General features: G+C 41.9%; 7 protein-coding genes and 5 tRNA genes. 8 read left to right on the top strand and 4 right to left on the bottom strand.

Translation table 11 applies throughout. From position 1 onward, the window contains the following. Nucleotide 1 precedes the first annotated feature (1 nt). Entirely contained in the window at nucleotides 2-1,576 is a 1,575-nt protein-coding gene (gene ilvA, locus CXF80_RS11580; protein WP_101033010.1) for a threonine ammonia-lyase, biosynthetic, read from the top strand. A gap of 233 nt (nucleotides 1,577-1,809) precedes the next feature. Beyond that, nucleotides 1,810-2,946, top strand: a complete 1,137-nt coding sequence (locus CXF80_RS11575) for a pyridoxal-phosphate-dependent aminotransferase family protein (protein WP_101033009.1) — start codon at nucleotides 1,810-1,812, stop codon at nucleotides 2,944-2,946. A gap of 72 nt (nucleotides 2,947-3,018) precedes the next feature. Here CXF80_RS11575 and ubiK read toward each other — a convergent pair whose 3' ends face one another. After that, entirely contained in the window at nucleotides 3,019-3,267 is a 249-nt protein-coding gene (gene ubiK / locus CXF80_RS11570; protein ID WP_101033008.1) for a ubiquinone biosynthesis accessory factor UbiK, read from the bottom strand. Nucleotides 3,268-3,409: 142 nt separating this feature from the next. Between ubiK and rep the strand changes: the two genes are divergently transcribed. Further along, nucleotides 3,410-5,428 (top strand): DNA helicase Rep, encoded by a 2,019-nt coding sequence (gene rep, locus CXF80_RS11565; protein WP_101033007.1) that lies wholly within the window; start codon nucleotides 3,410-3,412, stop codon nucleotides 5,426-5,428. 18 nt (nucleotides 5,429-5,446) lie between these two features. Here the strand turns inward: rep and CXF80_RS11560 are convergent, their stop codons facing one another. Further along, the gene (locus tag CXF80_RS11560; RefSeq protein ID WP_101033006.1) at nucleotides 5,447-8,074 is read right to left on the bottom strand and encodes a sensor domain-containing phosphodiesterase; all 2,628 of its coding nucleotides are present in this window, start codon (nucleotides 8,072-8,074) and stop codon (nucleotides 5,447-5,449) included. 239 nt (nucleotides 8,075-8,313) lie between these two features. Here CXF80_RS11560 and CXF80_RS11555 point away from each other — a divergent pair. The 5 genes from CXF80_RS11555 (at nucleotide 8,314) to CXF80_RS11535 (ending at nucleotide 8,909) form a co-directional block, all read left to right on the top strand. Next, nucleotides 8,314-8,390 (top strand) — tRNA-Arg (locus CXF80_RS11555). Between the two features lie 50 nt (nucleotides 8,391-8,440). Further along, nucleotides 8,441-8,516, top strand: a tRNA-His gene (locus CXF80_RS11550). Between the two features lie 33 nt (nucleotides 8,517-8,549). Beyond that, nucleotides 8,550-8,626 (top strand) — tRNA-Pro (locus CXF80_RS11545). A gap of 65 nt (nucleotides 8,627-8,691) precedes the next feature. Continuing rightward, nucleotides 8,692-8,768 (top strand) — tRNA-Pro (locus tag CXF80_RS11540). A gap of 64 nt (nucleotides 8,769-8,832) precedes the next feature. After that, nucleotides 8,833-8,909, top strand: a tRNA-Pro gene (locus CXF80_RS11535). A gap of 689 nt (nucleotides 8,910-9,598) precedes the next feature. Here the strand turns inward: CXF80_RS11535 and CXF80_RS11530 are convergent. Both CXF80_RS11530 and CXF80_RS11525 read right to left on the bottom strand, forming a co-directional pair. Continuing rightward, a complete protein-coding gene (locus CXF80_RS11530) occupies nucleotides 9,599-11,521 on the bottom strand; it encodes a bifunctional diguanylate cyclase/phosphodiesterase (protein WP_101033005.1) in 1,923 nt (640 codons plus the stop codon). Nucleotides 11,522-11,528: 7 nt separating this feature from the next. Next, complete coding sequence (locus CXF80_RS11525) at nucleotides 11,529-12,179, bottom strand: transglutaminase-like cysteine peptidase (RefSeq protein WP_101033004.1); 651 nt, start codon at nucleotides 12,177-12,179, stop codon at nucleotides 11,529-11,531. Between the last annotated feature and the right edge of the window lie 14 nt (nucleotides 12,180-12,193).

Below are 12,193 nucleotides of genomic sequence, written 5' to 3'. Positions count from 1 at the left end.
TATGTTGGCTTTAGCGTCTCAAACTCAATTAGATTTAGCCCATTATTATTTGCAGAAAATTTTACTGTCGTCTGTTTATGATGTCGCTAAAGTGACGCCACTGTCGAGCATGAATAAATTGTCTGCTCGCTTTGGTTGTCAGGTGTATTTAAAGCGTGAAGATATGCAACCCGTGCATTCGTTTAAGATCCGCGGGGCCTACAATCGTATCGCGGCGTTAACTCAAGATGAATGTGATAAAGGCGTGGTGTGTGCGTCTGCGGGTAACCACGCTCAAGGTGTGGCGATGTCTGCCGCCTGCCGCGGTATTAATGCCGTTATTGTGATGCCAAGTACTACGCCTGATATTAAAATTGATGCAGTGAAACGCTTAGGTGGCAATGTAGTGCTACATGGGCAAGCGTTTGATCAAGCCAATGAGTATGCTAAAAATCTGTCGGCAACAGAAGGGCGTGTTTATATCGCCCCTTTTGATGATGAAGCGGTGATTGCTGGTCAAGGCACCATTGCCCAAGAAATGGTACAACAACAACGGGATATTGAAATCGTGTTTGTGCCTGTTGGCGGTGGTGGATTAATCGCCGGTATTGCGGCCTATTATAAAGCGGTGATGCCACAAGTGAGGATCATTGGGGTTGAACCAGAAGATGCGGCGTGCTTAAAGGCGGCATTAGAAGCCGATGAACCGGTAACATTGGCTCAAGTGGGGTTATTTGCTGATGGCGTTGCGGTTAAACGCATTGGTACTGAGCCATTTCGCTTAGCGCGTGAATACGTTGATGAGGTGGTTACCGTTACTTCCGATGAAATTTGCGCGGCGGTAAAAGATATTTTTGAAGATACTCGTGCAATAGCAGAACCCGCCGGAGCCTTGTCGATTGCGGGGCTTAAAAAATACATGGCGCAACAAGGCGATGCGGTTGATGCACCGAAAAAAGTGGCGGCTATCTTGAGTGGCGCAAACGTCAATTTTCATAGCTTACGTTATGTGTCTGAACGCTGCGAATTAGCTGAGCAAAAAGAAGCGGTGTTAGCGGTGAAAATCCCTGAAAAGCCAGGCAGTTTTTTACGCTTTTGTCAGTTACTCGATAAACGGGTGATGACCGAGTTTAACTATCGCTTTAGTAGCCGTGACATTGCAGTGGTGTTTGCCGGCATTCGTCTTACGGGTGGCCAAGCAGAGCTAAGCGAGATTATCGCTAAACTTGAATTGGAAGGATTTGAAGTTCAAGATTTATCTCAAGATGAAACCGCTAAACTGCATGTGCGTTATATGGTCGGTGGTCATCCACTTGAACCGCTAGAAGAGCGCTTGTTTAGCTTTGAGTTCCCTGAACATCCTGGGGCATTGTTGAAGTTTTTAACCACCTTACAGAGCAAGTGGAATATCAGTTTATTTCATTATCGTAACCATGGCGCAGCCTTTGGCCGAGTGTTAGCCGGCTTTGAAGTACCGGAGAAAGACGGTGTGGCGTTTGCCCAGTTTTTAACAGACTTAGGTTTCGTTTATCAAGAAGAAACCCACAGTCCGGCATATCAGTTATTTTTGAATAGCGCTAAGCGAAGCGGTAATTGATGTTAAAATACCCTCCAGAGGTGATTTAGTGCCTCAATGTGGTATTGTCAGTGCGCCTAAAACGAAAAAATATTCGTGGCTGTGTTCCAAATCGCCAATATACGATGCCGTCGCGGCATCATGTCATTGGGGTTGCTTTATATGTAGGGTAAATTTTTCCATATGCTAGTAATACTAATCGTATTAATGTAATTAGTATTTAGCGTATTCGACCTCATTTTAAGGAGACATTGATGTTACCCGTGCCAACAATTCCAGCTTTTATGCCACCGCGCCGAATTCTAATGGGCCCTGGCCCATCTGATGTGTATCCCGAAGTGCTTGCGGCCCAATCACGACCGACTATCGGTCACCTTGACCCACTTTTTGTCGGCATGATGGATGAATTAAAAAGCTTAATTCAATATGCTTTTCAAACCAAAAACGAAATGACCTTAGCGGTATCGGCGCCAGGCAGTGCTGGTATGGAAACCTGCTTTGTTAACTTAGTTGAGCCTGGCGAAAAGGTGATTGTGTGCCGCAATGGGGTGTTTGGTGAACGTATGCGCCAAAACGTTGAGCGCGTTGGCGGTATAGCCGTTGTGGTCGACAATGAATGGGGTGAACCAGTATGCCCAGATAAAGTTGAAACCGCACTTGTGGCGCATCCCGATGCCAAATTCTTAGCCTTTGTGCATGCTGAAACATCAACCGGGGCATTATCGGATGCCAAAACCTTGTGTACCTTGGCGCAATTGCATGACTGCATCAGCATTGTCGATGCGGTGACGTCACTTGGCGGCGTTGAATTGCTAGTGGATGAGTGGGGCATTGATGCGATTTATTCTGGCAGCCAAAAATGCTTATCTTGTGTACCCGGTTTATCACCAGTGTCATTTTCTCCTAAAGCGGTGGCGAAACTAAAAGCCCGTACTACCCAAGTGCAAAGTTGGTTCTTAGATCAAACTTTAGTCATGGGTTATTGGGGTAATAGTGCTGGCGCTAAGCGCAGTTATCATCACACAGCGCCAGTGAATGCCTTATACGCGCTCCACGAGTCTTTACGTTTGCTCGCCAATGAAGGGCTTGAAAATGCGTGGGCAAGACACCGGAAAATGCACCTATTATTACGTGATGGACTAACTCAACTTGGTTTTAAATTTGTGGTTGAAGAGTCGTCACGTTTACCTCAACTCAATACTGTATATATTCCAGAGGGTGTTGATGACGCTGCAGTGCGTAAGCATTTATTGGAAGAATATAATTTAGAAATTGGCGCAGGTTTAGGGGCATTAGCGGGTAAAGCATGGCGTATCGGCTTAATGGGCTTTAGTGCTCGTCGTGAAAACGTCGCCCTTTGCTTACGTGCATTAGAAGAGTCGCTAAAATAAAACATCAGTTTTGCGTAATCATAAAAATGACGCTTTAGAGCGTCATTTTTTATGCCTGTTAGAAATTAGTCGCTAGTCAGCTAACTTTTTTTCTAACTCATTCACTTGTGCTTGTAATGCTTCAAGCTTTTCACGGGTTTTAAGTAACACGTGCTGCTGCACTTCAAACTCTTCACGGGAAACAACATCCAATTTCATCAGTTGGTTTTGAAGTATTTGTTTACTGCGTTCTTCAAATTCCCCAGCAAATTGCTTTACGCCGTTAGGTAGATTGTCACTAAGCTGTTTAGCGAGCTCTTCTATTTTCTTTGGATTAATCATAATTATTCCCTACTGATATATTGATTCAATTGTAACCGAGGTCGGCGATTTTCCAAAACCTAACTGTGATTTTCGTTAACCGTCGCGAGGTGATTCTGCTATGATCCGTCTTCGTTTAAGGTTAAGTAAGGTGTAATGATTAATGAAACTCAATCCAGGGCAAAATGAAGCCGTACATTATGTATCGGGTCCATGCTTAGTGCTCGCGGGCGCGGGGAGTGGTAAAACACGGGTGATCATTAATAAAATTGCTTACTTAGTCGAAAAATGTGGCTATAAAGCCCGCAATATTGCCGCCGTCACCTTTACCAATAAAGCCGCTCGTGAAATGAAAGAGCGTGTGGCTCAGTCTATGGGTCGAAAAGATGCCCGTGGATTATGGATCTCAACCTTTCACACCTTAGGACTCGAAATTATTAAGCGCGAGCATAAAGTGCTTGGGCTTAAGGCCGGTTTTTCTTTGTTTGATGACCAAGATACCTTCGCCTTATTAAAAGAACTGACTGAAGATGAATTAGATGAAGATAAAGACCTAATCAAATCTTTGGCATCAGCGATATCAAATTGGAAGGGGGGATTAGTGATCCCTCAGCAAGCGAAAAATATGGCAAAAGATGAGCAAAGCCAGTTATTTGCCATGTTGTACCAACGGTATGCTCAGCATATGAAATCTTATAATGCGCTCGATTTTGATGATCTGATCTTAATTCCAACGTTATTGTTGCGTATGAATGAAGAAGTGCGCACTCGTTGGCAGACTAAAATTCAATATTTGCTGGTGGATGAATATCAAGATACCAATACCAGCCAATATGAATTAGTGAAACTCTTGGTGGGTGAACGCTCACGTTTTACTGTGGTGGGCGATGATGATCAGTCTATTTATTCTTGGCGCGGCGCGAAACCACAAAATTTGGTGTTGTTAGGAACCGACTATCCAAGGCTTAAACTGATTAAATTAGAGCAAAACTATCGTTCCAGCCAACGTATTTTACGTGCCGCCAATATTTTGATTGCCAATAACCCTCATGTGTACGACAAGGCGTTATTTAGTGAGTTAGCTTATGGTGAACCGATAAGAATATTAATTGCCGCTAACGAAGAACAAGAAGCTGAACGAGTGGTGGCGGAGATTATTCGGCATAAGTTTGTTGGACGGACCAAGTTTGGTGATTACGCCATTTTATACCGAGGTAATCATCAGTCTCGTTTACTTGAACGGGCACTCATTACCAACCGCATTCCTTATAAGATCAGTGGTGGTAAATCCTTTTTTTCTCGTGCAGAAATTAAAGATATTATGGGGTATTTGCGTTTAGTGGTGAACCCTGATGATGATAATGCCTTTTTGCGGGTGGTTAACTTACCCAAGCGTGGTATCGGTCCTGCGACACTGGAGCGTTTAGGTCATTTTGCCAATCAAAAACATATCTCGTTATTTGAAGCGATTTTTGATGTTGAGCTCAACCATCATCTAGCGCCTGCGGCGGTTAACTCTTTGTATCAGTTTGGAACGTTTATTGTTGATACTGGAGAGGTTGCAACACGTGGAGAGCCTGTTGAGGCGATTAAACAATTGATCCGTAAAATAAATTACGAAGATTACCTATACGAGACCAGTACCAGTGCCAAAGCGGCTGAAATGCGCATGAAGAACATTTCTGAATTGTATCGTTGGGTTACCGAAATGCTCGAAGGTGATGAGTTAGATGAACCGATGACGTTGCCCGAAGTGGTCACTCGATTAACGCTGCGCGATATGATGGAACGTAACAGTGAGGATGAAGGTGGCGATCAAGTTCAGTTAATGACCTTACATGCCTCTAAAGGACTGGAATATCCTTTTGTATTTATGGTGGGCGTTGAAGAAAGGATCTTGCCACATCAATCGAGTATTGATGAGGAAAATGTCGATGAAGAACGTCGACTGGCTTATGTGGGGATAACCCGTGCACAACGTGAATTATGGTTTGTGATATGCCGTGAGCGACGTCAATTTGGTGAAACGATTCGTTGCGAACCCAGTCGTTTTTTACTTGAGTTACCGCAAGATGACCTCATTTGGGAAAACCGCAAACCGGTGCAAACTGAACAACAACGGGTGGAAACCGGCAAAAGTCATATTGCCAATTTACGCGACATGTTTAAAAAAGAGTCATGAACCCGTTTGGCTTATTGATCATGCACAAGATATATAGGGCTTTTTTTCACAAAATAACTTACTTAATGCACGACCTTGTCCGCGGACATAACCCAAGGCTAAAAATTGTCTAACCTGTTGCTGGGTGTCTACGGTAGTAGCATACATATCAAACTGAAGGGTTGCAGCGGTGAGTTGGTAAGCCCTGACTAACTGTAATTGTTTATCATTAAGTAAGTGTTTACTAATGTCTTCATCCAATTTCAATGCTTGAATGGGTAAAAAGCTGAGACAACTTAGAGAGCTGTAACCTGTACCATAGCCATCAATGCCAATTAGCACGCCTAACTGTGAGATGATCTCAAAACCGTTAATATGATTTTCAGTGTCTTGAACTAAGGCTTTTTCGTTGAAAAACAACATTAACTTACTTAAATCGATATTGCTGTTTTTGATAGTGTTTTTAAGGTTGCGTAATACAAATTTATTTTTAATGTGTTGGCTGCAAATCGATAAATGAAAATGAACATCGGCACCATATTGTTGTTTGAGCGACTGAAACTGATCGTTTAAATGGGCAAACATATAACCATCTAAATTAAGCGTTAGTTGATATTGTACCGCTAAGTGTTTCATTTTTACGTGTTCAATGATGCCCTGTTCTGGGTGATGCCACTCAACTTGTGGTTCGATAGCAATAATTTCACCTGTGGTAAAGTCGACCACTTCAACGTAGCGTATCTGAAACTCTTGCTGGTCGAGAGCCTTCTTAAAATCAATTTCTAATGCATGTTGTTGCTGAGATTGAGCGCTGAGCTTGTCATCAAAAATGACGAAACAGCCTTTGCCATTGGCTTTAGCTTGATACATAGCGGCGTCAGCATCACGCAGCAGCGATTCACTGGTAACCAATTTATTACGCCCGCTAAATGCAACCCCGATACTGGCACCAGAAATAAATTCTTGTTTGGCTAGCTGATAGGGCATTGATAATGTCTGTAAAATACGCTCGCAGACTTCGACAGCGTCTTCAGTAGCATTAATTGAGTCAAGCAAGATGACAAATTCATCTCCCCCCATTCGTGCCAGAGTATCGTTGTCGCGAATACATGACTTTATGCGTTGCGCAGTTTCAATTAAAAATCGATCGCCTTCTAAGTGACCAAAAGAATCATTGATCACTTTAAATCTATCAAGATCGATAAATAACAATGCAAACTGATCTAAGCCATGACGGCGCAAGTGTTTTAATGCTTGTGACAATCGCTCCATTAAATAGCTGCGATTAGGTAAACCCGTCAGCCCATCATGTTGCGCGTCGTGCAGCAGTTGATCTTCAATTTTGCGGCGCTGATTCATCTCTTGTTGAAGATTATTGTTGAGTTCAGCGAGTGCTTGAGTGCGTTTAACCACTTTATCCTCTAACTGCTCATGGCTATTTTTCAGCGACTCAGTCGCCAATTTACGCTCAATAGCATTGGCCATGTGTTGGGAAACAAATGTCAGTAGCTCTAAATCTTTCAATTGATAAATATGGTCGTCATCTAAGCTATAAATGGTTAACGCGCCCGCGATATCACCATTAATGATCAATGGAATACCTATCCATTGATGCATTCTATTGGTTTTGTTTAATTCTGGTGATTTTGCGTAGATTTCACCTCTATCGACCATTTGGGCAATATCTTTGGCGGATAACAACTGAGGTAACTTATGATCAAGAATGTACTCGGTCAATCCATCCTGCATTGGGCGAGATGCGGGATATTCGGCTGCCATCTGTGACACGTAAAACGGGAACGACAACGTATTATTATCGTTAATCAGTGAGATAAAGCAATTATGTGCAGGGATTAACTGGCTAATAATATTATGAAGACGAGGGTAAAAATCTTGTTGCAGCACATTTGATGCAGACAGGTCGGCTATTTCAAATAGCGTTCGTTGAAGTTTTTCTGCTTTTACCCTTTCTTTAACTTCGATTTTAACCTTTTCATAAGCTTGGCTGAGTTCCTTGGTCCGTTCAACAATGGCTTGTTCAAGTTGTTGATGATGTTGAAGTCGCTCCATGACGCCGGAAATATGGTGACATATAAAACCCATTAGTTCTAATTCAAGTTCACCATAGGTATTGGCTTCGTTATAACTTTGTACTACGAGTACGCCACTGACAACATCTTGGTTTTTGATGGGTACGCCGAGCCATTGATGGCACGGCGATCCAAGGCTTTTAATGTCGCCACTGGCGATTAATTGATTAAACTTATTATCGTCACATAATAAAGGTTCACCATTACGAAGCACATAACCCGTTAGGCCACTGTTAAGCAACGCTGATATTTCTTGGTCTGGATAGAGCTCTGTGGGGTGAGAATCTTGTTGGTCGGCAAAAAAAGGTAAACTGGTTAATCCCGTTTTAGGATCTTGCGATGCAATAAAAAAGTTTTCTGCAGGAATAAGTTGTTGTAAATTTAAATGCACCCGTTGGTAAAAATCATCAAGTGATGCTACTTGCGTCGCAATATTGGAAATACCAAGGAGGGCATTTTGGATAATTTCGGAACGTTTATATTTTTTAGCCAGACCTCTCAAGCGAGCAATCCTTTTTTGTAGGTGCTCAACACTTGAGGATGTTTTTGTGTGACTTATATCCGTATCCGTATCCATATTCCTTGCTCTATCCTATTAAAATATTTGGAAAAATATTGTTGAACAGTCATTATTATTACCATAAATTCAATTGTTATCCAAGCGAAATAAATGTGAGCACAATGTTAATAACTATCGCAAATGAGTAAATAGTTACCCAAAATGAGTCAAAAGTTAATCAGTCAGTTAAAAAATGCAAATCAGGGCTAGACGCGGCGGTGTTTTATCCATATTATATGCCTCGCTAACCAAGGCGAGCGCCCATAGCTCAGCTGGATAGAGCGTACCCCTCCGGAGGGTAAGGCCGAAGGTTCGAATCCTTCTGGGCGCACCATTCGGCATGTAGTGGTTCTTTCGTATTGGTTAGTAGAATTGATATCAGTGGTGATTGTAGCTCAGTTGGTAGAGTCCCGGATTGTGATTCCGGTTGTCGTGGGTTCGAGCCCCATCAGTCACCCCATTCAATTTACATCTTTAAGTACAGTTTTATTTTCGGTGATTAGCGCAGCCCGGTAGCGCATCTCGTTTGGGACGAGAGGGTCAGAGGTTCGAATCCTCTATCACCGACCACTTTTATGTATTTCAATTAATGTTCCTTTCAATTGTCCTACAGCTAAAAATTAAACACGAAATTTCGGTGATTAGCGCAGCCCGGTAGCGCATCTCGTTTGGGACGAGAGGGTCAGAGGTTCGAATCCTCTATCACCGACCACATTTATGTATTTCAATTAATGTTCCTTCCAATTGTCCTACAGCTAAAGATTAAACACAAATTTCGGTGATTAGCGCAGCCCGGTAGCGCATCTCGTTTGGGACGAGAGGGTCAGAGGTTCGAATCCTCTATCACCGACCAATTTAACAAAAAAGCCACTCTAATGAGTGGCTTTTTTGTTTTTGGCGATATTGATCATTAATTACAATCATATATTTGATAGCTAATATTCTAAGATTAAACTTAACGAACCTCAACTTAAGTTAATAGAGGGGAGTAAGCTAAAATAAGCAAATTTCACCTAAATTTATATCAAACTTGCTATTTATTTTGTTAACAAGGCGCCTCACGTCGTTACCACTGCGCCAATAGCCAGTCTATTGCATTTACTTTCAAGTCTATTGCAAGTAAATGCAAGGCAGATAGCAGGACAAAGAACTGCTTGATAACCGTTTATTATCCCGAACTTAAGTTAGCCTTTGTCTACCAGTAGACCTTGCCTATTTACCCTAACATTTAGGCTATGTTTGATCTCATATAATGGTATGGCTCAATACTGTGGCATAAGCTTGGCCGTTAGGTGGCATGACGCTGTAGTCGTTGTCCCGAAGCGTATAATCATGGCATGAGTTGCGCCAATCTTCCACAGAGGGGTTTGCGCCGTGTTATCGAGACTGGGCAAGCCAGTCACTATTTTTTGCTCAATAACCGCAGTGAGTTAACGGCTGAGTTCATAGCCTTGAGTCAATGGCTTGTGAGTCAATAACCGCGACATAAAAAAACCACTCCGAAGAGTGGTTAGTACGAGTGAGTTAATCAATCTATACCACTTATAACTTCACATTGACTGGCGGTACAATAAAGCCTTGATAAGCATCGACTCTGAGATCAGTAAATCTTGTCAATTGGGTTGCTTCTTGGATCCCTGTCACGATCACTTGAATATCTAACCCTTTAGCGACATTGACTAAAGCGCGGCATAATTCACTGCTGTGTTGATTATCTTCAATATAAGCCAGTGACTGGTCAAGTTTGACATAGTTTGGTCGCAAGCTTTGCAAGTAGGCCATTGAACCAAATTGGCGACCAAAATGGTCTATACCAAAGTGAGCGCCAGAGTCTCGAATGACTTTACACAGACTTTCACAGGATTCTAAATCGCTATACACACTCGCTTCGGGGATTTCAAAGCAAATACGTTCAGGGTATTTATTGGTTCGAAGGAACTGTTTTAGCCAAAGATGAAAATCAGCATCGCTAATACTTTGATAAGTCAGATTGATGGCGACTCGTTCATAATTACGTTCAAGTAAACGATGTTCATTGACGGTTTCTATCAAACAGCGATCAAACATTGTACCTAATGATAGTAACTCTATATAAGGTACAAATTGTCCTGCATGGAGGATCTTGTCACCTATTTGCAGTTGGCAAAAAAGCTCACGCTGACAAATTTCATCTCTGGCACAAAGCTGAATAGGCTGCCAACGGAATTGGAATTTTTTGTTCTTTATCGCGTGATTTAAATTACTGCGCCATTCCTCTCGGGTAAACAGTTGCTGTTGAGTATTTTCAAACCAATGAAACACTTTGCCGTCTTTAATGGACTGTTGGAGTGCGTTATCTGCTTGTGCCAACATATCTGATACTGTCATTTGCCCTAGGCGCTCTGCTACACCAATATAAAACTGTTCGTTTGGTTTACAGCCAGATTTAGATATTTCTTTATTAACAGTACGTATTAGGCTTTGTAAATACTTCGTCAGTTGATCATGTTCACAATCTTCAACAAGGAAGGCGAATTCATACGCAGCAATACGAGCGATAACAGAGGAGGATATTTCATCCTGGTGATGCTGTAATTTCTGAGCCAGAATACGAATGGTCTCATCGCGAACTTGGAAACCGTATTTGCTATAAACGTCTTCTAGCCAATCCATTTTGACTAAATAAAGCGCACCAGTACTGGGCTCGCTTAACCAGCCATTGACTCGACTGACCATATACTGCCTATTTGGCAGTCCTGAGACTTGATCGACGAGATTTTTCTTTCTTAATGCGGAAACTTCTTCGTCAAGGGAGTTAAAGACTTGTTTTAATTGAGCAGACATACTGTTAAATGCATTGACTAGCTCTTTCAGTTCCTTTGTTTTTGGCGCTGGCATATCGGGACCAAATTGGCGCTCGGCAATTTTTTTTGCGTGTACAGAAAGGGTATTTAATGGTTTCAAAATCCAACTGAGTCCCACCCTTGCACATATGATGGCAATGAGAAATAAAATTGAAAATAGGATCAGAATATTTGAAATGGTCCGCCATAGTTCATGATAACCAAAACCGGGGTGGGCAGTAATTTCCAGCGTGGCAAGTTGTAACCAACCAGAGGTAATAGTGGTTTGTTTGTTAATGGTTTTAAACAAGTTAAGATCGATAAACCATTGAGGAACATTATTTACTCGAATAGCGTTATTCCACACTTGCTGCTTGCCATCAACTAACCAAGTTAATTTGATTTGTTGATAATAGCCGCCCTCAAAAATAACATTGACTAATGTTTCTGCTCCAGCATCATCACCAGCTTCTAAAACAGGCGTTAACATTAATCCTAATGAGTTACTGGTATTATTGAGATCAGATTCCATCTGTTGTGTTAAAAAACTTTGAGTCTCTGAAAATTGTACATAGGCTACGCTTGCAATCGTTAACAAGAAAAGCCCGAAAAGTAACGCATAGATCTGCCTGAACAGGGTCATGTATTCACTACTCCATGTTGAGTTTGGGTTGGCGTAAGCGGTCTACACCTAATCTAAGTTTAAGGTCAGTCCATTTTTCAAGGCGTGATGATGAGCCAGCTAACACACCTCGGCCTTTTTCTTTGTTTAACCATAATTGTTGACCATTAAAACTATAAACAGGCAGCAGATCTTTTCGTTTCGTTGCCAGCTTTATGGTTTTATCTAAATTGTCGAGCACTAACGGGATCGAATTAGGCTTTTCGTAATACGCTAACACCATATGATACTGGTTCAACGATGTTGCTTTTACCATGGTGATCCTGAGTTTATCTTCAGGAATACCAAGTTGAAGAAGCGTAAAGTATTTCGCGATTGAAAAATCTTCACAATCCCCCCCATTAGCTCCAATAAACTCCATCGGCGAAGCCCAATAATTGGAATCGCCCCATAGTGTTTGATCATCAATGAATCGAAATAAGTTAAAGAACTGATTAACTTTTTCTAATTTCTCTATTTCAGCAAGTTTCTGTGAATCATTAACGATTTTAAACCAAGCATTTGCTCGTAATCCTGCTCTATCGCCATAACGTTCCGACAATGCTGAAACGGTTTTTTGCTGGTTTAATTCTTGAGTCGGTGCCGCATATAAACATGAAACTAAAAGGGCCGATGCCATAATAGAAAAATGAC

Origin of the sequence: Shewanella sp. Actino-trap-3, assembly GCF_002836275.1 — a bacterium.
Classification (GTDB): Bacteria; Pseudomonadota; Gammaproteobacteria; order Enterobacterales; family Shewanellaceae; genus Shewanella; species Shewanella psychromarinicola.
Note: the sequence above shows the minus strand (reverse complement) of the source record. Positions and strands in the feature narration are given on the sequence as shown.